Source organism: Rhodanobacter sp. G2-10, from assembly GCF_055809185.1.
This window is the reverse complement of the sequence record NZ_CM147900.1, coordinates 15,864-40,118: the sequence shown is the minus strand read 5'-3', so window position 1 is coordinate 40,118 and position 24,255 is coordinate 15,864. Positions and strand designations below refer to the sequence as shown.

27 protein-coding genes and 1 tRNA gene are annotated in these 24,255 nt (G+C 62.3%); 12 read left to right on the top strand and 16 right to left on the bottom strand.

The features are described from left to right. Nucleotides 1-98 precede the first annotated feature (98 nt). The 11 genes from atpA to AC0L58_RS00150 form a co-directional block, all read right to left on the bottom strand. The gene (gene atpA / locus AC0L58_RS00200) at nucleotides 99-1,649 is read right to left on the bottom strand and encodes a F0F1 ATP synthase subunit alpha (protein ID WP_473685488.1); all 1,551 of its coding nucleotides are present in this window, start codon (nucleotides 1,647-1,649) and stop codon (nucleotides 99-101) included. 54 nt (nucleotides 1,650-1,703) lie between these two features. Then, on the bottom strand, nucleotides 1,704-2,237 hold the full coding sequence (locus AC0L58_RS00195) for a F0F1 ATP synthase subunit delta (RefSeq protein WP_473685486.1): 534 nt from the start codon (nucleotides 2,235-2,237) through the stop codon (nucleotides 1,704-1,706). Nucleotides 2,238-2,240: 3 nt separating this feature from the next. After that, nucleotides 2,241-2,711 (bottom strand): F0F1 ATP synthase subunit B, encoded by a 471-nt coding sequence (locus AC0L58_RS00190; protein ID WP_473685484.1) that lies wholly within the window; start codon nucleotides 2,709-2,711, stop codon nucleotides 2,241-2,243. A 90-nt stretch (nucleotides 2,712-2,801) separates the two neighbouring features. After that, nucleotides 2,802-3,071: a F0F1 ATP synthase subunit C gene (atpE, locus tag AC0L58_RS00185; protein WP_395121285.1), complete on the bottom strand. Its 270-nt coding sequence runs from the start codon at nucleotides 3,069-3,071 to the stop codon at nucleotides 2,802-2,804. 79 nt (nucleotides 3,072-3,150) lie between these two features. After that, nucleotides 3,151-3,966, bottom strand: coding sequence for a F0F1 ATP synthase subunit A (atpB, locus tag AC0L58_RS00180; RefSeq protein ID WP_473685482.1), 816 nt, complete (start codon nucleotides 3,964-3,966; stop codon nucleotides 3,151-3,153). 3 nt (nucleotides 3,967-3,969) lie between these two features. Beyond that, nucleotides 3,970-4,335: a hypothetical protein gene (locus tag AC0L58_RS00175; RefSeq protein WP_473685480.1), complete on the bottom strand. Its 366-nt coding sequence runs from the start codon at nucleotides 4,333-4,335 to the stop codon at nucleotides 3,970-3,972. Nucleotides 4,336-4,599: 264 nt separating this feature from the next. Further along, nucleotides 4,600-4,989 carry a phasin family protein gene (locus tag AC0L58_RS00170; RefSeq protein ID WP_473685478.1) on the bottom strand — a complete coding sequence of 130 codons (390 nt, stop codon included), beginning with the start codon at nucleotides 4,987-4,989 and terminating at the stop codon, nucleotides 4,600-4,602. Nucleotides 4,990-5,141: 152 nt separating this feature from the next. Continuing rightward, the gene (gene queD / locus AC0L58_RS00165; RefSeq protein WP_473685476.1) at nucleotides 5,142-5,504 is read right to left on the bottom strand and encodes a 6-carboxytetrahydropterin synthase QueD; all 363 of its coding nucleotides are present in this window, start codon (nucleotides 5,502-5,504) and stop codon (nucleotides 5,142-5,144) included. A 202-nt stretch (nucleotides 5,505-5,706) separates the two neighbouring features. Continuing rightward, nucleotides 5,707-8,817, bottom strand: a complete 3,111-nt coding sequence (locus AC0L58_RS00160; protein WP_473685474.1) for a type I restriction endonuclease subunit R — start codon at nucleotides 8,815-8,817, stop codon at nucleotides 5,707-5,709. Next, entirely contained in the window at nucleotides 8,814-9,770 is a 957-nt protein-coding gene (locus tag AC0L58_RS00155) for a nucleotidyl transferase AbiEii/AbiGii toxin family protein (protein WP_473685472.1), read from the bottom strand. The genes AC0L58_RS00160 and AC0L58_RS00155 overlap by 4 nt, the downstream gene beginning before the upstream one ends. Continuing rightward, the gene (locus AC0L58_RS00150; protein ID WP_473685470.1) at nucleotides 9,754-10,572 is read right to left on the bottom strand and encodes a type IV toxin-antitoxin system AbiEi family antitoxin domain-containing protein; all 819 of its coding nucleotides are present in this window, start codon (nucleotides 10,570-10,572) and stop codon (nucleotides 9,754-9,756) included. The genes AC0L58_RS00155 and AC0L58_RS00150 overlap by 17 nt, the downstream gene beginning before the upstream one ends. A gap of 328 nt (nucleotides 10,573-10,900) precedes the next feature. Between AC0L58_RS00150 and AC0L58_RS00145 the strand changes: the two genes are divergently transcribed. The 4 genes from AC0L58_RS00145 (at nucleotide 10,901) to AC0L58_RS00130 (ending at nucleotide 14,266) form a co-directional block, all read left to right on the top strand. Continuing rightward, the gene (locus AC0L58_RS00145; RefSeq protein ID WP_473685468.1) at nucleotides 10,901-11,746 is read left to right on the top strand and encodes a helix-turn-helix domain-containing protein; all 846 of its coding nucleotides are present in this window, start codon (nucleotides 10,901-10,903) and stop codon (nucleotides 11,744-11,746) included. A gap of 104 nt (nucleotides 11,747-11,850) precedes the next feature. Next, nucleotides 11,851-12,633: a hypothetical protein gene (locus tag AC0L58_RS00140; protein WP_473685466.1), complete on the top strand. Its 783-nt coding sequence runs from the start codon at nucleotides 11,851-11,853 to the stop codon at nucleotides 12,631-12,633. 29 nt (nucleotides 12,634-12,662) lie between these two features. Further along, nucleotides 12,663-12,953, top strand: coding sequence for a hypothetical protein (locus tag AC0L58_RS00135; RefSeq protein ID WP_473685464.1), 291 nt, complete (start codon nucleotides 12,663-12,665; stop codon nucleotides 12,951-12,953). Between the two features lie 101 nt (nucleotides 12,954-13,054). Further along, on the top strand, nucleotides 13,055-14,266 hold the full coding sequence (locus AC0L58_RS00130) for a uracil-DNA glycosylase family protein (RefSeq protein WP_473685462.1): 1,212 nt from the start codon (nucleotides 13,055-13,057) through the stop codon (nucleotides 14,264-14,266). A gap of 110 nt (nucleotides 14,267-14,376) precedes the next feature. On the opposite strand, the gene AC0L58_RS00125 is transcribed toward AC0L58_RS00130, so the two are convergent. The 5 genes from AC0L58_RS00125 to AC0L58_RS00105 all read right to left on the bottom strand — a co-directional run bounded on the left by AC0L58_RS00125 (nucleotide 14,377) and on the right by AC0L58_RS00105 (nucleotide 18,766). Further along, nucleotides 14,377-14,886, bottom strand: coding sequence for a hypothetical protein (locus AC0L58_RS00125; RefSeq protein ID WP_473685460.1), 510 nt, complete (start codon nucleotides 14,884-14,886; stop codon nucleotides 14,377-14,379). Further along, on the bottom strand, nucleotides 14,883-15,596 hold the full coding sequence (locus AC0L58_RS00120) for a DUF3800 domain-containing protein (RefSeq protein WP_473685458.1): 714 nt from the start codon (nucleotides 15,594-15,596) through the stop codon (nucleotides 14,883-14,885). The genes AC0L58_RS00125 and AC0L58_RS00120 overlap by 4 nt, the downstream gene beginning before the upstream one ends. Next, on the bottom strand, nucleotides 15,593-16,864 hold the full coding sequence (locus tag AC0L58_RS00115; RefSeq protein ID WP_473685456.1) for a restriction endonuclease subunit S: 1,272 nt from the start codon (nucleotides 16,862-16,864) through the stop codon (nucleotides 15,593-15,595). The genes AC0L58_RS00120 and AC0L58_RS00115 overlap by 4 nt, the downstream gene beginning before the upstream one ends. 52 nt (nucleotides 16,865-16,916) lie before the next feature. After that, complete coding sequence (locus AC0L58_RS00110; RefSeq protein WP_473685454.1) at nucleotides 16,917-18,518, bottom strand: type I restriction-modification system subunit M; 1,602 nt, start codon at nucleotides 18,516-18,518, stop codon at nucleotides 16,917-16,919. Between the two features lie 171 nt (nucleotides 18,519-18,689). Continuing rightward, nucleotides 18,690-18,766 (bottom strand) — tRNA-Met (locus AC0L58_RS00105). Between the two features lie 181 nt (nucleotides 18,767-18,947). On the opposite strand from AC0L58_RS00105, the gene AC0L58_RS00100 reads away from it, so the two are divergent. The 8 genes from AC0L58_RS00100 (at nucleotide 18,948) to ampE (ending at nucleotide 24,186) form a co-directional block, all read left to right on the top strand. Beyond that, complete coding sequence (locus AC0L58_RS00100) at nucleotides 18,948-19,508, top strand: RNA pyrophosphohydrolase (RefSeq protein ID WP_473685452.1); 561 nt, start codon at nucleotides 18,948-18,950, stop codon at nucleotides 19,506-19,508. A gap of 77 nt (nucleotides 19,509-19,585) precedes the next feature. Next, nucleotides 19,586-19,771, top strand: coding sequence for a (2Fe-2S)-binding protein (locus AC0L58_RS00095; protein WP_473685450.1), 186 nt, complete (start codon nucleotides 19,586-19,588; stop codon nucleotides 19,769-19,771). A 247-nt stretch (nucleotides 19,772-20,018) separates the two neighbouring features. Beyond that, entirely contained in the window at nucleotides 20,019-20,489 is a 471-nt protein-coding gene (gene bfr, locus AC0L58_RS00090) for a bacterioferritin (RefSeq protein ID WP_473685448.1), read from the top strand. Between the two features lie 115 nt (nucleotides 20,490-20,604). Continuing rightward, nucleotides 20,605-21,357, top strand: coding sequence for a DUF6776 family protein (locus tag AC0L58_RS00085; protein ID WP_473685446.1), 753 nt, complete (start codon nucleotides 20,605-20,607; stop codon nucleotides 21,355-21,357). Continuing rightward, entirely contained in the window at nucleotides 21,344-21,778 is a 435-nt protein-coding gene (locus AC0L58_RS00080; protein WP_473685444.1) for a bactofilin family protein, read from the top strand. The genes AC0L58_RS00085 and AC0L58_RS00080 overlap by 14 nt, the downstream gene beginning before the upstream one ends. A gap of 45 nt (nucleotides 21,779-21,823) precedes the next feature. Next, the gene (gene erpA / locus AC0L58_RS00075) at nucleotides 21,824-22,192 is read left to right on the top strand and encodes an iron-sulfur cluster insertion protein ErpA (protein ID WP_473685442.1); all 369 of its coding nucleotides are present in this window, start codon (nucleotides 21,824-21,826) and stop codon (nucleotides 22,190-22,192) included. A gap of 10 nt (nucleotides 22,193-22,202) precedes the next feature. Further along, nucleotides 22,203-23,162 carry an NAD(+) diphosphatase gene (gene nudC / locus AC0L58_RS00070; RefSeq protein WP_473685440.1) on the top strand — a complete coding sequence of 320 codons (960 nt, stop codon included), beginning with the start codon at nucleotides 22,203-22,205 and terminating at the stop codon, nucleotides 23,160-23,162. Between the two features lie 154 nt (nucleotides 23,163-23,316). Continuing rightward, the gene (gene ampE, locus AC0L58_RS00065; protein WP_473688514.1) at nucleotides 23,317-24,186 is read left to right on the top strand and encodes a regulatory signaling modulator protein AmpE; all 870 of its coding nucleotides are present in this window, start codon (nucleotides 23,317-23,319) and stop codon (nucleotides 24,184-24,186) included. Nucleotides 24,187-24,255: the final 69 nt, after the last annotated feature.

Sequence of the window (24,255 nt, the reverse complement as noted above, 5' to 3'; positions counted from 1 at the left end):
ATTCGGGATGAAGGGATTGGGGATTCGTCAGAGCGGGAGCGCGCTACGCTTTTGCGCCTTTGCGAATCCCGAATCCCGAATGCCAAATCCCGGCTCCACTACCAACTACCGGTCTTCTTGTACTCGTCCAGCGAGGCCTTGAAGGTGGCTTCGATGTCGTTGTCCCAGGCGCCGGTGGCCACGATCTTCTTCATCAGTTCCGCGTGGTTCTGGTGCATGAAGGCGTGCAGGCCCTTCTCGAACGGCAGCACTTTGTTGACCGGCAGGTCGTCGAGGTAGCCCTTCTCGGCGGCATACACGGACAGCGCCAGTTCGGCGATCGACAGCGGCGTGTACTGCGCCTGCTTCATCAGCTCGGTGACGCGCTGGCCGCGGTCCAGCTGGGCGCGCGTGGCCGGGTCCAGGTCCGAGGCGAACTGCGCGAACGCCGCCAGTTCGCGGAACTGCGCCAGCGCCAGCTTCACGCCGCCGGAGAGCTTCTTCACGATCTTGGTCTGCGCCGAACCACCCACGCGCGACACCGAGATACCGGCGTTCACGGCAGGACGGATACCGGCGTTGAACAGGTCGGTTTCGAGGAAGATCTGACCGTCGGTGATCGAGATCACGTTGGTCGGCACGAACGCCGAAACGTCGCCGCCCTGGGTCTCGATGATCGGCAGCGCGGTCAGCGAGCCGGTCTTGCCCTTCACTTCGCCGTTGGTGAACTTCTCGACGTAGGCCTCGGACACGCGGGAAGCGCGCTCGAGCAGACGCGAGTGGAGATAGAACACGTCACCGGGATACGCTTCACGGCCCGGCGGACGCTTCAGCAGCAGCGAGATCTGGCGGTAGGCCACGGCCTGCTTGGACAGATCGTCATAGACGATCAGCGCGTCCTGGCCACGGTCGCGGAAGTACTCGCCCATCGCGCAACCCGAATACGGTGCCACGTACTGCAGCGCGGCCGACTCGGAAGCCGAAGCCACCACCACGATGGTGTTCGCCAGCGCGCCGTTCTCTTCGAGCTTGCGCACCACGTTGGCGATCGACGAGCGCTTCTGGCCGATCGCGACGTAGATGCACTTAATGCCGGAATCCTTCTGCGCGATGATCGCGTCGATCGCCAGCGCGGTCTTGCCGGTCTGGCGGTCGCCGATGATCAGCTCGCGCTGGCCGCGGCCGACCGGGATCATCGCGTCGACCGACTTGTAACCGGTCTGCAGCGGCTGGTCGACCGACTTGCGCCAGATCACGCCCGGCGCCACCTTTTCGACCGGCGCGGTGAGCTTGGCGTTGATCGGACCCTTGCCGTCGATCGGGTTGCCCAGCGCGTCAACCACGCGGCCGAGCAGCTCCGGACCGATCGGCACTTCCAGGATGCGGCCGGTGGTCTTGGCGGTATCGCCTTCGCGCAGATGCTGGTACTCGCCCAGCACCACCGCGCCGACCGAGTCGCGCTCCAGGTTCAGCGCCAGTGCAAACGCGTTGCCCGGCAGCTCGATCATTTCGCCCTGCATCGCATCGGCCAGGCCATGGATGCGCACGATGCCATCGGACACGCTGATGATCGTGCCCTCGTTGCGTGCTTCGGCGCCAAGCTTGAACTGCTCGATGCGGCTCTTGATCAGTTCGCTGATCTCGGACGGATTCAGTGTGGTGCTGGACATGGTGTTATCCCAAGATTGAATGCTTTTTCACTACGCGAAGTTTTTCGCGTGAAACTAATTCACCAGCGCGCCGGCCAGCTTGGCCAGGCGCCCGCGGGCGGAACCGTCGATCACTTCGCTGCCGGTATCGATCACCGCGCCCGCCAGCAGCGAGGCGTCGACCTGGGTTTCCAGTTCGATCTCGCGCTTGAAACGGCGCTTCAGCGAAGCCTTCAGCTGCTCGGTCTGGGCGGCGTCCAACGCCATCGCGCTGGTCACCTTGACCAGCAGCTGCGACTCGGACTCGCGCTTGAAGTTCTCGTACAGCTCGGCCACTTCCGGCAGCAGGGCCAGACGCCGCTGCTCGGCCATTTCCGTGAGGAAGTGCCCGAACGGCGCATCCGCCGCGATACCCGCCGGCAGATGCAGGGCAACAAGCTGCTCCGGCACCACCCGCGGATCGTTGCCGAGACCGGCGACGCGCGGATCGGCCGCCACTGCAGCGGCAAAGGCCAACGCCTGCGACCACGCTTCCAGCGAACCGGCGGCGTGCGCCACTTCAAAAGCGGCGCGGGCGTAGGGACGAGCGAGGGTGATTGCCTGGGCCATCGATCAGATCTCGGCCGCGAGCTGGTCGAGCAGCGCCTTGTGGGTGGAGGCATCCACCTCGCGCTGCACGATCTTGCTGGCGCCGGCCACGGCCAGCGAGCCGACCTGGTCGCGCAGCTGGTCGCGTGCGCGCTGCGCCATCGAGGCAATATCGTCCTGCGCCGAAGCCTTCAGCCGGTTGATCTCGCTGACTGCGTCGCCGCGGGCCTTCTCGATGATCTGGTTGGCCTGCTGCTGGGCCTTGTCGATGATCTCCGAAGCCTGCACGCGGGCCTGCTTGATCTCGGCCGCCACCTTGGAGTCGGCGTCCTTCAGCTCGGCATGCGCGCGCTCGGCGGCATTCAGGCCTTCGGCGATCTTGATCTGGCGCTCTTCGATGGCCTTGTTGAGATGAGGCCAGATGAAGTGCACACAGAACCAGATCAGGATGGCGAACGAAATCATTTCGCCAATCAAGGTCGCGTTGAAATCCATCGCTGCGTTACCTGCAAATACGGGTTGAACCGAACCCGGGCATCAAGACACCCGGGTCGAACCGGCGGCGCCGCAGCGCCGCCACGAGGCTTACGCGCCTGCCAGCTTCGACAGCAGCGGGTTCGCCACGGCGAAGTACATGGCCAGCGCCACGCCGATCAGGAACGCGGCGTCGATCAGGCCGGCCAGCAGGAACATGCGGCCCTGCAGCAGCGGCACCAGCTCGGGCTGACGGGCAGCGGCTTCAAGGAACTTGGAGCCCATGACGCCGATACCGATACAGGCACCGAGGGCGCCCAGGCCGATGATCAGGCCCAGCGCAATGGCGGTGAAGGACTGGACTTGAGCAATTTGAGTGATGAGTTCCACGACGGTCTCCTGAGAAAATCAAACTTGAGTAGGCAAAACGGATTGAAACAAGGGGTTCGACAACAGCCAATCAGTGGTGATCGTGCGCCATCGAGATGTACACGATCGTCAGCACCATGAAGATGAACGCCTGGATCGAAATGATCAGGATGTGGAAGATGCCCCACACCGTGTAACCGATGATGCCGGCGCCGTACAGCGCCCAGCCGGCCAAACCGGCACCAGCGCTGAACAGACCGGCGATCAGCATGAACACCAGCTCGCCAGCGTACATGTTGCCGAACAGTCGCATCGCCAGGCTCACCGGCTTGGACAGCAGCTCGACCACGTTGAGCAGGAAGTTGGGGAGCCACAGCGCCGGATGCTTGCCGAACGGCGCGGTGAACAGCTCACCCATGTAGCCGCCGAAGCCCTTGGCCTTGAAGCTGTAGAAAATGATCAGCGCGAACACTGTCAGCGACATCGCGAACGTCATGTTGATGTCGGCGGTGGGCACGGCGCGGAAGTGGCCGATGCCGAACATTTCGGTGATCCACGGCAGCAGATCCACCGGCAGCAGATCCATCGCGTTCATCAGGAACACCCAGATGAACACGGTCAGCGCCAGCGGACCCAGCACGCGACGGTCGCCATGGAACACGTCCTTGACCTGGCCATCGACGAATTCGAGGATGATCTCGACAAAGGCCTGCCCCTTGCTCGGCACACCGGCCGTGGCCTTGCGCGCCTTGAGCCAGAACCACAGGCAGAAAAACACACCCAGCGCCAGCGACACGGTGATCGAGTCGACATGCACCGCCCAGAACCCGCCCTGGCTGGTGTGTGGGGTCAAGTGCTGCAGGTGATGCTGGATGTATTCGGTAAGCCCGCCCGACTCGCTTGCCATGCTTCAACCCTTGAATCTGAACGCCAACAGATAGACCGCGTAAGCAGCCACCAACCCCGTGATGGCGGCCAGTGGCGGCAATTCGAATTGGAACAGAATCATGACCAGCCCACCGACGATCACGATCCATTTCAGGAACATGCCCGTCAGCAACCGACCCAGCGCCAAACCTGCGCCGCCAATGTCGCTGAACATCCGCACCGTCATCACCGCGGTACCCAGCGCCACCAACACCGCGCCCGCCGCGGCTGACACCGCTTCACGACGCCCCAGCGCAAGGAAAACGCCACCCGCCAACGCCGCCACAGCGAACTGCAGCAACACGATGCGCAAGGCGAGGCGCCGACCCGAGGCCAGGTTGTTGAGCAAGTGACGTCTCCGCGCGGCCCGTATCAGGCGGCACCGTTTCAGTCACCCGCCACGATCCAATCCGCAAAAGTATATCAGTGTGCCAATTGCGCGGACAAGCTGCGAAACCGGCAAATTGCCGCATCTCGTTGGCAAACCCGAGGTTTCTGCCGGGCACCCACCAGCGCTCGCGCCGCACGATCTTGCGACGCTGCACACAAGCAGGGCCGGACACATGTGCCCAGCCCTGCTTGTGTTACGACATTTCGCGATGAACCAGCGAAATTACTTGGCGGCAGCCTTCTTCTTGGCGGAAACCGGCGCGGTCACCGCGTCGTTCGCGGCCTGGCGCTGCTCCTGCACGAGCGCATTCAGCGACTCGGCGGTCTTCTGGGTGATGGCCAGCACTTCCTGCGACACCGCCACAACGTGCTCTGCATTGGCGCGGCTCAGCTCGCTGCCACGCTCCCACAAGCCACGAAGGCCGTTGACGTCGCGGGTCTCCATCGCCTCGGCGATGAACTCGGCCGACACCTTGGAGCTCTGCTCGAGCGCCTGAAGCTGCAGGTCAGCGACCTTCTCCAGACCCTTCAGGGCCAGGGACTGCGCCTTGAACGCGCTATCGGTGAACTGCTTGGTGAAAGCGAACATCTGGTTGTTGATCTGCTGATTCATGGCTTGGCTCCTCGTGGAGGATTGGGTAGTTGCAGCTACTCTACCAAGGCCAGTGTTGCATTGCAACATGGAATTTCAAAAAAGATCAGACCATTCGGAAACTGTTCAGTCAAAACATGCATTTGCGCGAACGCGGCCTCTAACGCAGCGCGTCACAAACTCGCCTTGCTGCAGCTCGCTCCCGACGTGCAGGTCTCATGCACCACCACCTTGTCCAGGCCCGCAAGCCGCGGCTCCAGACGTTGCCAGATCCAGCGCGCCAGCGTCTCGCTGGTCGGATTCTCCAGCCCCTCGATGTCATTGAGGTAGTGGTGGTCCAGTTGGTCATACAGCGGCTGGAACGCCGTTTTCAGATCCGCGAAATCCATCACCCAACCCAGCCGAGGATCCGGCTCGCCGCTGACGTGGATCTCGACACGGAAGGAATGACCATGCAGCCGTGCGCACTTGTGGCCTTCCGGCACGTTGGGCAGGCGGTGGGCGGCTTCGAGGGTGAAGGATTTGAAGATGTGCATGGCGACATTCTATAGGGGCGACCTGCCTGACTGCCGTTTTCCGTGGCAGACCGGCTGCCGCCACAAACGCAATCAGACAGATTCGCGATGACGAAGGGCCGCGCCAAATCATGTCGCGACTCTCGGCGGCAGGCCCCGCTTCCAGGTGTTTCTGCCGTGTCCCAACCGCTTGAAAGAGTCGTGGATCGTCACAGCCAAGGCGCTAATCAGCCGACCAGTTGTCAGCCAGCAATTCGGCCTGCGCGATGACCTTCTCGATCGCCTCCGCCTGCTTGTCCGGCGGGTATTTGTGCTTGGCCAGCAGCACCTTGATCATCGCCATCATGCGCGCACGGGAATCCTTGCGATTTTGCCAGTTGATCGTGGCCGACCGGCGCAGCTTGTCGGTCAGCTCCAGCGCCAGCGCACGCAGCACCGGGTGGCCAAGCTCGCGCACGGCGGACTCGTTCTCGATCAATGCCTGATAGAACGCGAACTCTTCGTCCGTCATGCCGTCAGGCGGACGAGCGGCATTGATCTCCTTCGCCAGTTTGATCAGCTCTTCAATAACCTCGACCGTAGTCAGACCACGGTTCTGGTATTTGGTGATCGCTTCTTCCAGCTTCTTGGTGAACTCCTTGCCCTGCATCGCATTCTTCTGACCACGTGCCTTGACCTGATCGGCCAGCAGCCGCTCCAGCAGTTCCGCCGCGAGATTCTTGGTTGGCATCTCGCGAATCTGCTTGAGGAACTCCTCGTCCAGTAGCGAAATATCTGCCTTGCCCAGGCCGAGCGTGGCGAAGATGTCATGGACACCATCGACCAGCACGCCTTTGGCAACCAGTTGCCGCAGCGCGGCCTCCTTTTCCAGCCGCGAGCGGCCTTCGCCGGCGCGGGTCAGCTTGATCAGACAAACTCGCACGGCCTGGAAAAAGGCAATTTCCTCGCGTACGGCCATGGCTTCGGGGCGTGTGCCGGCCAGAGCCTGCGCGGTCGTCAATCGGGCGACCATATCCATGTAGCTGCGCACACCAAGGTTGCGGCCCTTCTCGTCCACTTCCGGATTGAACTTGAGAATGTGCTCCATGGCGGGTCCCAGCAGCGCCAATGCCCGCTTGGGATCGCTGGAGCCGCTGTAGTCGAAGCCATGGAAGAACTCCTTGCGAATCACGTCCAGCGTATCGAGCAGCACATGCAACGCCGCGCCGGAGGTATCCACCGGTTCGCGATCCGCCCCGGCATCCTTGGTGTACTGCTTGATCGCCTTCTTGAGCTCCTCGCCGACGCCGATGTAGTCCACGATCAAGCCACCGGGCTTGTCTTTCCAGATGCGGTTGGTACGTGCAATGGCTTGCATCAGCCCGTGGCCTTGCATCGGCTTGTCCACGTACAACGTGTGCACCGGCGGCGCGTCGAATCCGGTCAACCACATGTCACGCACGATCACCATTTCCAGCGGATCGCCGGCGTCCTTGAAGCGCTTCTCCAGCAGCTTGCGCTGTGGCTTGTCTGTTCGATGTGGCTGGAAGTGCTGCGGGTCGGCAGACGTACCGGTCATCACGATCTTGATGCGGCCGGCATTGATGTCATCGCTGTGCCATTCCGGGCGCAGCTTGACGATGGCGTCGTACAGCCGAATCGCGGCCTCGCGGGAGATCGCCACGATCATCGCCTTGCCCGCCACCGATTCGGTGCGCGCTTCCCAATGCGCAACCAGGTCGGCGGCCAGCACCTCCAGCCTGCCCTCAGCCATGGCCAACGCCTCCAGCCGGGTCAGTCGGCTGACGGTCTTGTTCTGCTGGCTTTCGTCTTCGTCCTCGGTCACTTCGAGGAACTCGTCCATCAAGGCCTGCTTTTCGGCCTCGTTGAAGCGCAGCTCAATGATCCGCGACTCGTAGCTGACCGGCACTACCGCCTGATCTTCCTGGGCGGCGATCATGTCGTACACATCGACATAGGTGCCAAACACCGCCTCGGTGTCACGGTCATCCAGGCTGATCGGCGTGCCCGTCATGCCCAGATAGATCGCGTTCGGCAGCGCATCGCGCATGTACTTGGCCAGGCCAAAGCGCGTCTTGCCGGTCTGCGTGTTGAGGTCGGCCTTGAAGCCGTACTGCGTGCGGTGCGCCTCGTCGGCAATCACGATCACGTTGGAGCGCTCGCACAACACCGGTACCTTGGTCTGGCCGGACTCGGGAGCGAACTTGTTGATAGTGGTGAAGAAGATTCCGCCGGCCTGAACCTGCGACAGCTTGTTGCGCAGATCATCGCGGCTGTCCGCCTGTTCCGGCGTGGCACGCAGTGACCACGCGCAGTCCGCAAACGTCTCGTAGAGCTGGCCATCCAGATCGTTGCGATCGGTGACCAGCACGACCGTCGGATTACGAAACTCGGGACGGTCGCGCAGCGCCATCACGTAGAACAACGCCAGCAGCGACTTGCCGGAGCCCTGGGTAAACCAGATCACGCCGCCCTTGCCATCCTTGCGATGCAGCAGCGCATCGGCGGCGCGCGCCACCGCCTTTTGCACGCCGTGGTACTGGTGCCATTGCGCGATGATCTTGAAGCCGGCCCCACCATCGGCGCCCCCAAACGCGACGAAGCCGTGCAAGAAGGTCAGCAAGGTCGACGGATCGAACAGGCCGAGAATCAGCACATCCAGTTCCAAACGTCCCTTGGCCACCTTCTCGCCGCCCAGCAAACGCCAGCGCGAATAGCGGCCGAGGTCCGCCGTCAACGATCCATACCGCGCCACGGTGCCGTCGGAAATCACATTCATCAGGTTGAAGTAGAACAACTGCGGGATGTCGGCCTTGTAGGTCTGGATCTGGTTCCAGGCCGCTTCGACGTCGGCATGCAGATCCGCCGGATTCTTCAGCTCGATCACCACCAGCGGCAGGCCGTTCACGAACAGAATCACGTCCGGCCGCCGCACTTTCAAACCCTGCACGGTGAATTGCTGCACGGCAAGTAAGTCATTGCTGCCAGCGAAGTCGATTACCCGCGCACGCAGCACCGTGCGGGTGCCATCGTGTTCTATGCGTTGCACCGGCACGCCATTGCGCAACCAGTCGTAGACTTCCTTGTTGCCGTCCACCAGAGACTGCGCGCCGTAGTCAGCGAGCTTGGAAACCACGTCATCCACCTCTGTGATGGAGAGGGCGGGGTTCAATTGCACCACCGCTTGGTGCAACCGCGGCACAAGCACGACGTCGGCATAACGGCTGCGTGCTTCCTGGTCACCACCGGGCGACACATCATCACCATGCAGGCAGGTCCAGCCCAGGCCAGCAAGCCATTCGAGGCACGCCGATTCCAGATGGTCTTCTTTCACGTGTTTCCCCTGTGTGCCACGCCGTCCCTTTGCAGACTTCCCAGCGTTTCCTCAAGCTTGCGGTAGTCAGCTTCGCGCTTTTTGTCCGAGCGCGCATTCAAATTGTCCAGCTTGCGCCGAATGGCCGGCAAGGTGGCGGCCTGCGGCAAGCCGATCAAGGTGAAATCCGGCGCCTCGCGCTCCACCGACAACAAGAAGCGGCAACTGGTGTCATCCAGCAGCACCGCCATTTTCCGTAACAGGCGGCCGCGTATTGCCAGTAGTTGATCGGCGCTGGTTGGTGTGGCGGTCATCCCGCGGAAGTGGGCAGCAAATATCTCAGCAAAGCCCTGCGGCTCGCCGGGCGCCAGCATATCAGCGGCAGGCTTGGGACTGGAGGTCAGGTAGACGAGGAAGGTTCGCCACAGCTCGGCGTCGAGCTGATCTTGCTCAAGCAAGGGCCCCATATCGAACAGGTCGCGCGGGTGTTGCCGCGACACCGTGGCCGCCAGCTTGCCTGCGTACAGATCCGCAGAATGCAGCACCTGCGCTTGCGCAAACCCAAACTCGTCTTCCACCGCCGGCTGCACAGTCATCGTCCGCACCGGGTGGACAGCGCCACGCATCACCGGTGACGTTTCGATCTGCACACGCGCGCGACCGCGACTGGCAATGATCCGGTTGACTGGCGCTCCCTGTGCCGCCGAGGTCTGTACTTGCAGGCGTAGCGGCGCCGCACGAAGCGCATCCGCGAGCGTGCTCAAGCCCTCGGCAATCAGCCTGCTGTCTTCGGCAAACTCGCCGCATGACAACCAGGTCAGGTCGATATCGACCGACAAGCGCGGCAAGTCACGCTCGAACAGATTGATTGCCGTGCCGCCCTTGAGCGCGAACCGTGGCTCAAGCGCCAGGACCGGCAGCATCTCCACCAGCAAGGCCACCCGCTCCGCGTAGCGCCTATCCCAGTTGCTCATCGAGATCTGCCGGCAGCGTTATCTGATAGGTCGGATGCAGGCGGCCACCGGGCACCAGGGCGCGCTTGCCGCTGCCCAGATTCACACCTTCAAGATCAACTCGCGACAGCCAGGCGTGATGATGCCGTTCGGCCAACGCGAGAAACAAGCGCTTGGCCTTGATACTCCGGCACTCCCGCAACAACGCACGAAGCAATCCGGGACGCAACGTGGCGAGTCCCTGCATCAGCGCATCGGCCTCGTACACCAGCGCCGCCGAAGGCGGCTCGTCGCACAGTTCCAGGAGCGCGCGTTCGGGCATCGCCATCACCACCGGCTTGGTGTCGGCAGCGATCGTCATGCGTTTCAGTCCGCGCTTCTGCAGCACGTCGTCCGGCACGGTGACGAAATCATTGTCGCAAACGGCAAACGGGCCGGTGCCGCGGTAGTCGAAATGTTCGGGCAAGGCCAGCTTGCCAACCCAACCAGGCGGCTTGGTCGCGCCATACACCGTCACCGTCGCGGCCTCGCCCAGACGAAGGGAGTGTTCATGGCCTTGCCAGGAAAGCGCGAACCGCCCGCCCACATGCACGGCCAAGGCCTCTGTCAACTGCAACGTGTTCACCACCCCGTCCCAACGCAACACGCCACCCGCACGTTGATATACCCCGCGTGCCGGCGATACCAGCCAGCCACTGGCGACGTAGCGGGCTACCAGGTTGCGGGCATAACCGTGTTCGCCCAGCCAAGCGCTGGTGACCAAGGCGGTATCACCCAACAGACCCAGGAGTCGGTTTACCTTTGTGGCGTTTTGCTCACTCATGGTGAGCAAAATAGTGTTTTCATAAACCAAGTGCAAGGCGATCAAGGTTTACCAACCAAAGGAAATGCTCACTTATGGTGAGCTTCCTTCCCGCCAGGTAAACCAACGCTCTAGGAAGAGCTCATCATCTGAAGCCGCTCCCCCCGTCGCTAGAGAGTGAGTGCGTTTGCCCTTGACTGATAGCCGCTGGATCCCGGCTCTCTATTCAACAGCGCGACCCACGCGATGATCACACCACGATCAAACTTCCTAATATGCATGATCATATTGACAACGCGCAGAACGACGAGTAGCGTTCTCTCAACGTCCTAACAAGCATATGCAACTAATGAAACGAACAGAACTCACACACGCCGCATCCTCCGCCGCCGATGGCTTGATCGAGGCCGTCGAAACGGTCCTTGCCATCCTAAAGGGCGAGGCTGGTGCTCCAGACCTCAAGACGCTCCTTCAGGACCTTGCCCTCTACGCATGGTCTGGTGTCACGCATGAGGACCCCAACTGGCTGGACGAATCGCTGCACGCGGCCTGTGTGCCCGTCGAACTGCTTCGCGGCAATCTGATGGATCCCATGGGTACAGATCTCATGACCAAAGATGCCATCGACTTCATCAATCGATTGGTGCACGCCGCTCACGCGCGGAAATCGATCGATGACGGGGGGCAGGTCACCATCGAATGGCTGGCCGCGCTGGCCAAAGTTTCCGAACGCACCATCCGCTCAGCCACAAATGCCAGCAACCCCAATGCCATACCAATCATCAAGGACGGCCACTGGACCTTGATCGAAGCCGCCCATGCGCTGCAATGGCTTTCCCGGCGAAACGACTTTGTTCCAACCGAGTCCCCGGACAACGGTCCCCGATCCGACGATCTGCAGCGAGCGTTGCCGCCAGGTGACGTGTGGCAAAAATGGCGTCACAGCCGGAATCTGACGGCGGAAGATTTAGGCGCTGCTCTGGGTTGGAGCGTAGAGCAAGCGACCCTGTACAGCAGGATCGAGGCCGGAAACTTTGACGATGGCAGCCTGACCTTGTCGCCTCAATTCTGGCGCGAACTGGCCGCCCATCTTGGCTCCAAGGAGCCGGACGACGTGGCTGCGGCCACCTATCGATCGCTGGCTGCTGCCTACGCCAACTGGCGGTTGCAAAGCGACCTTCCACCGCACCACTGAATCGCCGTCTGTTCAACGTGACCAGACTTGCCGTCTTGCGGCAGGTAGCGGCCCCGCTTTGCCCGCTCTGCGGCCACCCGATCAAGACACCGAGGAAAACCTCCATGAATATCGCCATCGCTCCTGTCCAGACAACGTTTACGCCACCGCGCTTCTCCCACCGGCTGGCACGCGGTCTGCGCAGGGAGCTATTTCGCGAATTCCATGATCGCGATCGTGAGTGGCAAGCACTCACCCCAACGATCTCCCTGGTGACAACCGCCAAACTTGCAACCCGCGAACGCATACGAAGCCTGCGTCGTCTGGTACCACGCATGCGCACGTCTCTTGCGGCATTTCACCAGTACAGCTGCCGTAACACGCTGCTCGCTACCGGTACGAGCGTACGGCCTGTCAAGCAAACCGGTGCTGGCGAGGAAACCGAGGACGCCCTGCGGATCAGTGATGTCCATGTGCGTGTCGATGGTGGGTGGGCGGGCTTCTCCAACAAGCCCGTGGCATTGCTCAGTCAGCATGCGATCGAACGACTCTTTGAACGACTGGCCACAACAAACCACGCTGAGATACGAGCCGAATTGGCAAGCGCCCTCGCTTGGTTCGATCTGCTTCATTCGGCATGTCAATCGCTTTCGGAGCGAGCCCGGCCCATGCAGTTCGCCGTCCCCACCGAAACCGGCGCCTTCCTCGGACAGTGCTGCCACGCCAGCGGTCTGCTGCAAATCAGGACCTGGGTGGCCACGGGCAGCAACAACCGCATTGACCGCACCTTGGCCGCGCTGCACGCGTGGCGCGCAACACCAACCAGCAACATCGCGAATACCTTCCGTTCACTGCTTGCGCAGCCGTGTAATCAATGGATGGGCCAGCCTTATTTCCGCGGCTACTGATCATTCTCAAAACAGAAAAGGAGCAAACCATGAGCGACACATCTTCTCATCTGCTGAGCGTATGGGCGTTCGACAAGGAGGGCCACAAAGTCCATCCCTACAAGGGCAAGTCGGGTTCCAAAAAGGGCTTGTATAACGTCAATTTCACCAATGACACCAAAAAGTTCCAGGGCATGAGCGAGGACGAGTTGCTTCAGGCAATCAAGCAAGGCAAGTTCCGCGAGCGCGGCACCGTTCGCATGTGTCGCGTGACGGCAACCAGCGGCTCAAACGCCTTCGCCCCCGCCATGTACGAAGGCAAGCGAGTCAAGGACTTCTGAACCCTGATATCGCACCAAACGCAGCCATTGGCCACCCCGACGTGCTCAGCGCCGGACAAATTGAGGTCTGATTTTCCACTTCAGAAACAGGGGCTCCATCCATGAACAACGACTTTGAGCACTTTCGAAACACCATTCGCGATAATCCACAGATCGATCCACACGACCATCGTCTACTGATCGAGCGGCACGATCAATTCACCTGCTGCTACGCCCCATTCGAGCACGTCAACTCGAATGCCCGAATCGTACTGCTCGGGATCACTCCCGGCGCACAACAGGCCCGCAATGCGATCAATGCATTGCGTGCGGCGATGCGCACCAAAATCAGCGCGGAAAGGGCGCTTGAGCAAGCCAAGCAGAGCGCCAGCTTCTCCGGCCCCATGCGCAGCAATCTCGTGGCCATGCTTGATCGCATCGGCATGCAGCAATCGCTCGGCATCGAGACCTGCGCCCGCCTGTTCGACAATCGCGCTGACCTGGTGCACTTCACCTCGGCGTTGCGTTACCCCGTATTTCTTGATGGCAAGGACTACTCCGGCTCGCCACCAATACTCGCCACTCCTGTGCTGCGAAGCATGACCCAGCGTTGGCTCGGTGTGGAAATCGCACAGCTCAGGGACGCTTTCTGGATTCCCTTGGGCAAGGAGCCCGCAGCCGTATTGGCAGACTGCGTCTCCCGCGGCCAGCTTGAAGAAGACCGCGTATTGGCAGGTATGCCGCATCCTTCCGGCGCCAACGCCGAGCGAATCGCATATTTTCTGGGTACCAAGAATCGGGAAGATCTTTCGGCCAAAACCAATCCGGGACAGCTTGACGCCGCCCGTGAGCGGCTGGTTCGCTCGGTCACTCCGCACTGGACACTTCCCTGTCCCACTCAGACGGCACAACAGACCGTCATGCCAGCTACGCCATCCGCGCCAATTCCCAATACAACGACAACGCCATCAACCGCAAGGGTCATCAAGGGTGCTGGCTCGCTTAGGTCGCAGACCGTCGCTCAGGCCGAGGCCCTGATTGCTGCCCAAATGCCGCGTATCAAAGCGGGCAACAAGAAGGTCGCAGGCTTCGAAACCAGCAAGGGTCGACACCTCGCCATCCAGCGGGATGTCCAGGGCATCAACGTCTGGGCGGAAGACTTGCACCCGCCGAGCGCAATCGCATCTTTCGAGCGCTACCCCGCGGATCGACGACGCCACTCCAATCTGGACGCACAAGCACCGCGCGTGGGTAATGATCGTGATGCCCGTTTGTGGAAGATTGCCAACCCTGACGACCTAGTTGCTTTACTCCACTGGTACGATCAGGCTTGATGCTGCGTTGCACAAATATTCATTGCAGGGTAATGATTCCCTCTGTATCATCCAGTCCAGCTCATCAACCATGTGTTGAAGGAGTAACGAGGCCGTCCTTCGGGGCGGCTTCAGCTTTTTCGGGCCTTCCAAAACGCCTCGTACGCTTTGCGGCGCTTCCTGCGCTGATGTTCGTGCTCCACGACGAAAGCGGTCCATGGCAGCACGAAATCACCTCGATCGGCCACGACGACGACGTAGCTGAAGTCCGGCGTGGCGAGCAAATACCTCTCCTCGCGGTCCCGCATCTCTTTCCACCAGATCAATCGGCAGTCACTAGTTCCTGGCTGGGCTTGATCGAACTCGTCCATCATCGGTCGGGGCCATCCGATCCGCTCGCACCGTCTGAAATCCGGTAAGCGATCCGCTTCCGCTCTGCCGTCGGAAATCATGTGCCAAAACGTTGCGCTTCTCCCGTCGTATTCGGGATGGCGCTTCAGACCAACCCGCTTGTTGGGCCAATGTGGCAATGAGTCGACAAAGTCGGCAACGAATTGACGATGCACCCGTTCGATATAGCTGAACCAATCGCCTTGCGAATCCTCAAGCAACAACAATTCGGGCAACCAGTTGTCACTCATGCGCTGACCCCGAACGACCGCCCGTGCCACAGGAAAAGGTTGAACTTGGGTTCACGCAACAGCGTGGAGCGTGTCAACGCATAGCCAGTTCGCTGCTTGATTCGCGCAATCAAAGCATCCTTGCCGGCATTCCCTGAAAGCCCACGATTGACGTATCCCACCGCGCCCATCAGCAAGTCAGCCAACTGGATCTGTTCCACGGCATGCGACTCAATGACCTGCACGCGCTCGATCACTTGTCGATCGAAATCAAGCACGCTGCTACACAGCACCTCATGCAGCTTGGTGACCTTTTGGGCGCTGCGCGTATCTTTCTTGTCCAGGTAGATTCGGAAACATGCGTCGGGCCGGATCACGTGTTGCACCAACTGGTACATCATCTTGTAGTACCAGTCGTCGTGGTCTTGGCCGAAGGCGTCGTGCTGAAGGCCGGTCTTGTCTGCGACAACGGCGCGAAAGCTCAGATCATCGTCATCGAAGAAATAGTCCAGCCAGTCCATGTAGAACGCGACCTGGCCCTGGGACACCTTGTTCCACTTCACCTCGAAGCCTTCCGCCATGCCATGTCTGCGCTTGATTTCACGCAGGCGGACAGCGATCTCGCGTGTCTTGCCCAACGGACAGGCAACCAGACCGAGCACCATCAACGGCTTGCCGTCGTTGGGCAGGTGGCAACTTTCGTCGCAATAGAGGTTGACGGTTTCACTCATGCGATGACGTCCTCAAGGGCTTCCTCGGCGTCGGGCAGGCGCAGCTTGCCGGAGATCAGGCGGGGGAGAAGGGTGTCGCGGAGTCGAGCGAGCGACTGAGCGATCGAACGGTTTTGCTGAACCCGCTTCAGCAAGGGCCCCACGAATGTTCCGAAAGCTTGCGTCAAGGCAACGGGAGGAATGATCGTAGGAATTGACTTCAGATGGTCGGGCTTGACGCGCTGGTGGCTATTTGATGTACCGGTCACCAGCTGCTTCATGGCTGTGTTGAACGGCACCGAGACGGCAAGACAGAACACGTATTCAGGCGTTATGCCTCGGGCTGGGGTCCACACCAGAAACTCCGTCGAGCAAACGGCATTCGCGTGGACTTTGCCGGTGAACCAGATGCGTGGGATATGCGGGTTGAGCTTAGAAATGAGTATCGCGTCGTTGGGCACCGGCGTCTTGTTACTCTTGATGGCCTCGCCCAACTCGTGCACTGGCATCAGGCCCGCGTCGAATGCAGGCAGGCTGTAGTGTTCGTGCTCGGTCTCCGGCGATTTCAGTGGGGACACGCTGCCTTTCGACTGAAGGGCGATATCGGCAAAGGTGCCTACATTCCACCCCTTTGGAATCAACCCCAGATCCGACTCCTCGAACTCGTTGGGGAACAGGGCGGCAGTGGTCGCGTCCATGCCTTCCGGCTCGCGGCCTTCGGCCTTGGCGCGCACGGGGTCGAAGTCCACGAACCAGGACTTGAACAAGGCTTGCGCGATGGCTTCGAGGGTGGTGTTGGTTTGGCGCAGGAGGTCGATGCGGTCGTCGAGCGCGTCCAACAACCCGCAGATGCCTCGCCGAATCGACTCCGGCGGCATAGGAATATGCATCGCCCGAAGGTCTTTCAAATTGACCGTTGTTTGAACCGTCGTATTAGCTGCGACACCCATCCGATGCTGCGCGAGGGGGGAGCGTAGGAAATGCGCGATCCAACGAGCAAGCGCAATCGAGCGAGGGCGGATCAGCGCCACGGCGCGAGCAATGTTCCAGCCTGCCAACTCGGAAGGGACAACGGCTACCTGACCGACCGATCCGACGACCGTGATCAGGACATCATTTGCGCGAATGCGCGTTCGCTCGTACTTCCGCTCAACGTCGTGCGAAATTCGCATGACGTCACAGAGATTCAATGTGTGACCGCTGAAATTATTAACCCGTATCATCGGCACGCCGTCCGGAACCGCAGCGCCGGGCTGAACTACGCCATACGTGACGTTGGCGGAGGTCAACTCCGAGAGTGGAACTTCATCCCAGGCGACCTCGGTGAAGGCGTCAGAACAATCACACCCCATAACCCAACGCCCCCAACTTCTCCCGAATCACCGCATCCAGCTCGCCGCCCTTGGCCATCTGCTCCGCCAACAGCGCCGTCAGCCGCTCCATCTTCTCGGCAAACGCCTCGTCGTCATCATCTTCGACCACGGCACCAACGTAGCGCCCCGGAGTCAGCACGTAGCCGTGCTTTTCCACTTCGTCCAGCGCGGCGGAATGGCAGAAGCCGGGTTCGTCGGCATAATCGGCGCCGTCGCTGAAGTCGGTGCCGCGCCAGCGGTGGTAGGTCTGGCTGAGACGCTCAAGATCCTCGTCGGTGAACTCGACCTGGGTACGCGAGATGCGGCCGCTGACCGCCTTGCGCGCGTCGATGAACAGGATCTGCCCGCGGCGGTCGATTTTGCCGTTTTCACCCGCCGCCTTGTTGCGCGACAGGAACCACAGGCACACCGGAATCTGCGTGTTGGAGAACAGTTGGCCGGGCAGCGCGACCATGCACTCGACCACGTCCTTGCGCACCATGTCGGTGCGGATCTGGCCTTCGCCGGATTGCTGCGAACTCATGGAGCCGTTGGCCAGCACGATACCGGCGCGGCCGCGCGAGGACAGTCGCGCCAGCATGTGTTGCAGCCAGGCGAAGTTGGCGTTGCCCTTGGGCGGGATGCCGTGAACCCAGCGCGGATCGTCGGTGAGCTTGTCGCCGTCCCAGTCGGAGATGTTGAACGGCGGATTGGCCAGAATGTAATCGGCGCGCAGGGTCTTGTGCTGGTCGTTGGTGAAGCTGGAGCCGTAGCTCTGGCCGAGGTCACCGTCGATGCCGTGCACGGCAAGGTTCATCAGGCACAGGCGGCGCGTCTGCGCCATCAGCTCCTGGCCGTAGATCGCCAGGTCGCCCTTCTTGCCCAACGTCTTCTGGTGCGCGTCCTTGAACTTGGCCGACTGCACGAACATGCCGCCGGAGCCGCAGGCGGGATCGTAGATCTTGCCCTTGAACGGGGCGAGGATTTCCACCAGCAGCTTGACCACGTTCTTGGGCGTGTAGAACTCGCCAGCCTTGGCACCCTCGTTCATGGCGAACTGGCCGAGGAAGTATTCGTACACCTCGCCGAACACGTCACGACTTCCGTGCCGCGCCGGGTCGAAGCTGAGCCGCGCGATCAACCCCATCAGATCGCCCAGCTTGCCCGGTTCCAGCGCGAGGCGCGAAAACTCGCGGTACAAAACGCCTTTCAGCGTCGGGTTCTCGGCCTCGATCTCGCCCATCGCTCGATCCAACCGCTGAGCCAGATCCGGCGCGGTGGCCTGCGCCAGCAAGACGTCGAAGCGCGCCGTGCGCGGCACCCAGAACACGTTGTCCTGGTCGTAGAAGGTCTTGTCGTCGACGAAGGCGGCCTCGCTGTCCTTGCGGATGGCCGCGTCGCCAATGAAGTATTCCGAGGCCGGGTCAGCGATGCGATGGCGGATCACCTCTCCTTGCGCCTGGAACATGTCCGACACGTACTTCAGGAACACCATGCCCAGCACGGGGTACTTGTACTCCGCCGCTGACACCGACCCGCGCAGCTTGTTGGCCGTGTCCCACAGCGTCTTCTTGAATTCTTCGTTGGTCATGCCTGCCCCTGATTCATCCCGGTACTTTACTTCCGGTTGGACGCCGGCGCAGGCCATGGGCGCGGATCACCACCAGGCTGACCGCCAGCCCGCAACCATGCGCGCACGGAATGCGCCCTTCAGACGGGTTGGAGGAATTTCTGGAGACTACGGAACGCGCGAGAGGGCGTTTGGTGGCTATGGGTGGACTCGAACCACCGACCCCAGCATTATGAGTGCTGTGCTCTAACCAGCTGAGCTACATAGCCATCGGGAACCCGCCGCGGGGCGATCGGGGACGATCGCGGACGGGGCGCGGAAGTGTAGTGGGCTGGGCGTTTTGGTTCAAGTGGATGGCTTGCTGCCTGGGGCTTGCCGTGGTTGAATCGGGGACGAGGCTACGCGGCCGTTTTGGCCGCAAAGTCACGGGGTTAAGCCCCAGGAGACGACATGATTGATGTAGATGGCTACCGTCCGAACGTGGGCATCGTGCTGCTGAACGCAGACGGCCAGCTGTTCTGGGCGCGCCGGGTCAATCGTGATGGCTGGCAGTTTCCGCAGGGTGGCATGCGCACGGACGAGACGCCGCTGGAGGCGATGTACCGCGAGCTGGAGGAGGAAACGGGGCTGGCGGCGCACCATGTGGAAGTGATCACCTCCACCCATGGCTGGTTGCGCTATCGGCTGCCCGAGCGCTATGTGCGCCGGCACCAGCGGCCGACCTGCATTGGCCAGAAGCAGGTGTGGTTCCTGCTCAAGCTGGTCGGCGGCGAGGAGGCGCTGAAGCTGGACGCCAACGAGAAGCCGGAGTTCGACATCTGGCGCTGGGTGGATTTCTGGTACCCCGCCGCGCATGTGGTCAACTTCAAGCGGGATGTGTACGAACGGGCGCTGCGCAATTTTGCGCCGCTGGTCGAGGAGCTGTTCGGCGTGGAAATCGGCACCACGCCGCCGCGTGGCGAGTCCGGCCCGTTGCCGCCCGGCCCGGGTGACGGGCGCGCCGCTGCCTGAACGGACGGCAGCGGTCGAAAAACCGATTGTTGACAATCATTCGCATTCGCGTTCTTATACGCGCCATGTATATCTGCATGTGCAACGCCGTCACCGACCATGACATCCGCCGCGAAGCGGCCGATGGCGTGCAGACGTTTGCGGAATTGCAGGCACGCACGGGTTGCGGCGATTGCTGCGGCTGCTGCCAGGACGAGGCACGCGCGACGCTGGAACAGGCCAGGAAACAGGTGGTTTGCCAGTTGCCGATGGTTGTGGCCTGAGTTGATTCCCTGAAGGCCGGCGGGCGGAGCCCGCCCTACGGTCTTTCGCCGTCGCGTAGGGCGGGCTCTGCCCGCCGCTTTGGCGGCCGCGTTCGGCCTGAATGCGAGGGACACCCCCAGCGCCGATCAGACCCGCGCCAACCACGGCCTTTCGACCCCGCGCCACGACAAAACGTCACCATTCTCATTCCGCCGGCCGCCGCGCGGAGTTTGTATAGTGGACTGTCTGTCGTGAAGGAGAAACGCCATGAAAGGTGATGCCAAGGTCATCGAGTTCCTCAACAAGGTGCTCTACAACGAGCTGACCGCGATCAACCAGTATTTCCTGCACGCGCGCATGTACAAGGATTGGGGCTACACCGAGCTGGCCGAGCACGAGTACGCGGAGTCGATCGACGAGATGAAGCACGCTGATCGCCTGATCGAGCGCATCCTGTTCCTGGACGGCTTGCCGAACCTGCAGCATCTGGGCAAGTTGCGCATCGGCGAGAACCCGGTGGAATGCCTGCAGGGTGATCTGGACCTGGAGCTGGCCGCCACCAAGGACCTGCGCGAGGCGATCGCCCATAGCGAAGGCATTGCCGACTACATCAGTCGTGACTTGTTCAAGCACATCCTGCACGACGAGGAAGAGCACATCGACTGGCTGGAAACCCAGTTCAACCTGATCAAGGACATTGGCGCCGAGCGTTACCTGCAGAGCAAGATGCAGAGCTGACCGCGCGTCACGTTCCGCGCACGCCGCCACGCCGGATCCGCACCGGCGTGCGCCCGTTCCTTGACGCTTTCGTCACGCGCGGGCTATACCTTGCCTTTTGCCGGAACGCTCATCCATGGGTTCACGACCACCACCTCGCTTCGTGGTGCGAAGGCACGACGACGTCGGCAATCGCTGGCGCCGCCTGTGGTGGGGGTTGGCGTGGCTGGGCAGCCTGGTCGCGGTCGGCGTGCTGGTGTTTTTCCTGAGCAGTCGCGTCGCCCCGACGGTGGTCGACCACAAGCAGCAGCGCGCGCTGCAGGCTGAAGTGAACGATCTGAAGCAGCAGGTGGAGAACCTGCAGCGTGCCGGCCAGGTCAACGAAGTCGCCACCAAGGCGCTGCGCGGCACGCTGGCGCAGCGCGAGAAGGAGCTCAGCGCCCTGCGCGCCGACCTGGGTTTCTATTCGCGGCTGGTGGCCGGCAATGGCCAGCGCCAGGGACTGAAGCTGCAGGAAGTGAAGCTGCAACCGATCAACGGTTCGCGCGGCTGGACGCTGTTTCTCAGCCTGACCCAGAACGCCAGGCGCGGTGGCGAAATCAACGGCCATGTCACGGTAAGCGTGGAAGGCATGCGCAAGGACAAGGTGGTCACGCTCGACTGGCCGGCGCTGGGCGATGGCGCCCAGAAGGACGGCTTGCCGTTCCGTTTCACCTATTTCGAGCAGTTGCAGGGCACGATCCTGCTGCCGGCGGATTTCCAGCCCACGCGACTGCGCATCAAGATCCAGCCGGAGGGCGGCGAAGCGGTCAGCCGCGCCGTGGCCTGGAGTGCCGCGCTGAGCGGCAACATCACTACCGCCGAGGGAGACCGAGATGCTCAACCGTAGACGCAGCGACCGCAAGAACGGCAGTTCCGAAACCAGCCTGATCGCCCGTGGCACGGTCATCCGCGGCGACCTGCGCTTTACCGGCGCGCTGCATCTGGATGGGCGCATCGAAGGCGCCGTGCTGGCCGAGGGCGACGATGCCATGTTCACCCTGAGCGAGCACGGCGAGGTGCAGGGCGAAGTCCATGTGCCGCAGGCAGTCATCAACGGCCACATCACCGGCGACGTGCATGTGAGCGTACGGCTGGAACTGGCGCCGATGGCGCGGATTGACGGCGACCTGCGCTACCACACGCTGGAAATGGCCGCCGGCGCCCAGGTCAACGGGCGCATTTCGCGCCAGCTTGAAGGAGAACAGCGCGCACTGACCGGCCCCGATACCGGTGTGGTCGATGCAGACAGTGAGGCAGCGCCCGGCTGACGCGGTATGCTTGCACTCACCTGCCACGCCCCCATCTAGATAGCCATGGAAACCATCGTCGCAATCCCCGATTACCGCAGCAGCGGCGCCCCGCTCGAATTCACCGCGGCCGCCGCGCACAAGGTGCATGAGCTGATTGCCGAGGAAGGCAATCCGGAGCTGAAACTGCGCGTGTACATCAGCGGCGGTGGCTGCTCCGGTTTCCAGTACGGCTTCACCTTCGATGAAGCGCAAGCCGACGACGACCTGGCGATCGAGCGCGAAGGCGTCACCTTGCTGTGCGATCCGCTCTCCCTGCAATACCTCACCGGCGCGCAGATCGACTACGCCGAGAATCTCAGCGGTGCGCAGTTCGTGATCAGCAACCCGAACGCGAAGACCACCTGCGGCTGCGGCTCCTCGTTCACCGCCTGAGTACGGCGCCATGGACCAGGCCAGGCTGCCCCGCCCCAACACCTTTGCCGGGCTGAGCCTGGTATTGGACCGCACCGCCGAACACCGCGACGACGGCACCTGGATCGCCGCGCAGGCGAACGCCGGGAATGCGCGCTACCTGCTGCTGGATGCCGCCGGCGATGCGTTCCTGCGCACGGACGGCGAGGCGCTGCGCTGGCTCGATGCCGGTGAACGCGAGCAGTGGTTTGCCGACGCACCCGTCAGTCTGCTCGGCATCGCGCATGACCGGCCGCACTTCCTGCTGGTGGCAAACGACCCCGCACGCATCGGCGTGCTGGAAGGCGCACTCGACGCGCGGCGGGTGAGCCTGCGCCATGCCGGCCTGCTGCTCGGCGCGGATGAAGCGGGCCTGTTTGCCTACGCCAAGGGGCTCGCCCACTGGCAACGCGAGACCCGTTTCTGCGCGCACTGCGGCTCGCCGCTGCAGCTGATTTCTGCCGGGCACCGCGCGCAGTGCACCAATTCCGATTGCGCGCGCCTGCATTTCCCGCGCACCGATGCGGCGGTGATCATGCTGGTGGAGCACGACGGCGCCTGCCTGCTCGGCCGTCAGCCCGGCTGGCCACCCCATCGCTATTCCACGCTGGCCGGCTTCGTCGAGCCGGGCGAGGCGCTCGAGGATGCGGTGCGACGCGAGGTCGCCGAGGAATCCGGCGTGATCGTCGACGAGGTGCATTACCACTCCTCGCAACCGTGGCCGATGCCCGCCTCGCTGATGGTCGGCTTCATTGCCACGGCGGTGTCGCGACAGATCCACATGCGCGACCATGAGCTCGAGGAGGCGCGCTGGTTCACGCCCGAGCAGATCGTGGAGGGGATTGCCGACGGCAGTTTCGCGCCCTCCTCGGCGCTGTCGGTGTCGTACCAATTGCTGGCGCACTGGTTGCAACTGCGTGCGGGGCTGGACCTGGGCACGCTGGTGCGCTGAGCGATTCACCATGCAATGGGGCAAGACCGAGTTCATCACCGCGCAACGGATGGAGCAGCAGCGCTAACGTCATCACCGCGGCCGCGGGGATGGCGCCTGCGAAGCGATCGGCGGCTCGCATACAATGGCATCACTGTCCGAGAGTTTCGCTGCCATGGCCATTCGTCTGCTTGTCGTCCTGATCGCCCTGGGTCTGTTGCATGTGGCTCCGCAACTGGCCAGCTGGCGCGGCGACGGCCTGTTCAGGCGATGGGTACGCCAGTTGTCCGATACCAGCGGTGCGGGGCGCGTGCTGCTGGCACTGCTGCCACCGCTGGCGATCTGTGCGCTGCTGGCATGGCTGTTCGGTCATACCTTGCTGGGCGAACTGCCGCGACTGCTGTTCGGTCTGGTCGTACTGCTGTACTGCATTGGCCCGCGCGAGTTCGAGCGCGACCTCGAAACCATCCTGGCCGCGCCCGATGACGTGAGGCGCGAAGCGGCTGCACAAGCGCTGGCGGATGATGGCAGCACGGTGGTCTGGAACGCACCGGCGCTGGGCGAGGCAATTGTCTACGCCGCGTTGCGCCGACGCTTCGCGGTGCTGTTGTGGTTCTTTCTGCTCGGCCCGGTCGGCGCGCTGTTGTACCGACTGGCGCAGACGCTGGGTCGGGACGACGCGCTAATACTCGATGTCGACAGCCAGCGGGTCGCCACCCATGTCGCCAACGCACTGGACTGGCTACCGGCGCAGTTGCTCACCTTCACCCTGGCCGTGGTCGGCCATTGGGACGCGGTGATCGACGCCTGGCGACGCTGGCACATCCAGGCCTCACCGACCAGTTGGTACGAACGTGGCCCGGGCTTTCTCGGCGCCGCCGCGCAGGCTGACGTTTTGACCGACATCGAAGCGGGCGATGGTTACGCCGAGGAACACAGCGACCCGCTGGACGAACTGCGTCGCCTGCGCGGGGCGCTGCTGCGTGCGTTGCTGGCGTGGCTCAGCGTGGTGGCGTTGCTGGTGATCGGCGGCTGGGCCGGCTGACCGGGGTAGTTCGCGGCTGATCGGCAAGGTCTGGCTCCGCGGTAGGGCGGGCTCTGCCCGCCATATGGT

Excerpts from the sequence above, each read along its gene's own strand:
- AC0L58_RS00145 (WP_473685468.1), top strand. The coding sequence starts at position 10,901 with ATGAAACGAACAGAACTCACACACGCCGCATCCTCCGCCGCCGATGGC.
- AC0L58_RS00170 (WP_473685478.1), bottom strand. The coding sequence starts at position 4,989 with ATGAATCAGCAGATCAACAACCAGATGTTCGCTTTCACCAAGCAGTTC.
- queD (WP_473685476.1), bottom strand. The coding sequence starts at position 5,504 with ATGCACATCTTCAAATCCTTCACCCTCGAAGCCGCCCACCGCCTGCCC.
- AC0L58_RS00125 (WP_473685460.1), bottom strand. The coding sequence starts at position 14,886 with ATGAGTGACAACTGGTTGCCCGAATTGTTGTTGCTTGAGGATTCGCAA.
- erpA (WP_473685442.1), top strand. The coding sequence starts at position 21,824 with ATGGAAACCATCGTCGCAATCCCCGATTACCGCAGCAGCGGCGCCCCG.
- AC0L58_RS00100 (WP_473685452.1), top strand. The coding sequence starts at position 18,948 with ATGATTGATGTAGATGGCTACCGTCCGAACGTGGGCATCGTGCTGCTG.
- AC0L58_RS00130 (WP_473685462.1), top strand. The coding sequence starts at position 13,055 with ATGAACAACGACTTTGAGCACTTTCGAAACACCATTCGCGATAATCCA.
- AC0L58_RS00150 (WP_473685470.1), bottom strand. The coding sequence starts at position 10,572 with ATGAGTGAGCAAAACGCCACAAAGGTAAACCGACTCCTGGGTCTGTTG.
- ampE (WP_473688514.1), top strand. The coding sequence starts at position 23,317 with ATGGCCATTCGTCTGCTTGTCGTCCTGATCGCCCTGGGTCTGTTGCAT.
- atpB (WP_473685482.1), bottom strand. The coding sequence starts at position 3,966 with ATGGCAAGCGAGTCGGGCGGGCTTACCGAATACATCCAGCATCACCTG.
- AC0L58_RS00080 (WP_473685444.1), top strand. The coding sequence starts at position 21,344 with ATGCTCAACCGTAGACGCAGCGACCGCAAGAACGGCAGTTCCGAAACC.
- AC0L58_RS00120 (WP_473685458.1), bottom strand. The coding sequence starts at position 15,596 with ATGAGTGAAACCGTCAACCTCTATTGCGACGAAAGTTGCCACCTGCCC.
- AC0L58_RS00155 (WP_473685472.1), bottom strand. The coding sequence starts at position 9,770 with ATGAGCAACTGGGATAGGCGCTACGCGGAGCGGGTGGCCTTGCTGGTG.
- AC0L58_RS00095 (WP_473685450.1), top strand. The coding sequence starts at position 19,586 with ATGTGCAACGCCGTCACCGACCATGACATCCGCCGCGAAGCGGCCGAT.
- AC0L58_RS00135 (WP_473685464.1), top strand. The coding sequence starts at position 12,663 with ATGAGCGACACATCTTCTCATCTGCTGAGCGTATGGGCGTTCGACAAG.
- AC0L58_RS00140 (WP_473685466.1), top strand. The coding sequence starts at position 11,851 with ATGAATATCGCCATCGCTCCTGTCCAGACAACGTTTACGCCACCGCGC.
- nudC (WP_473685440.1), top strand. The coding sequence starts at position 22,203 with ATGGACCAGGCCAGGCTGCCCCGCCCCAACACCTTTGCCGGGCTGAGC.
- AC0L58_RS00085 (WP_473685446.1), top strand. The coding sequence starts at position 20,605 with ATGGGTTCACGACCACCACCTCGCTTCGTGGTGCGAAGGCACGACGAC.
- AC0L58_RS00195 (WP_473685486.1), bottom strand. The coding sequence starts at position 2,237 with ATGGCCCAGGCAATCACCCTCGCTCGTCCCTACGCCCGCGCCGCTTTT.
- atpA (WP_473685488.1), bottom strand. The coding sequence starts at position 1,649 with ATGTCCAGCACCACACTGAATCCGTCCGAGATCAGCGAACTGATCAAG.
- AC0L58_RS00190 (WP_473685484.1), bottom strand. The coding sequence starts at position 2,711 with ATGGATTTCAACGCGACCTTGATTGGCGAAATGATTTCGTTCGCCATC.
- bfr (WP_473685448.1), top strand. The coding sequence starts at position 20,019 with ATGAAAGGTGATGCCAAGGTCATCGAGTTCCTCAACAAGGTGCTCTAC.
- AC0L58_RS00110 (WP_473685454.1), bottom strand. The coding sequence starts at position 18,518 with ATGACCAACGAAGAATTCAAGAAGACGCTGTGGGACACGGCCAACAAG.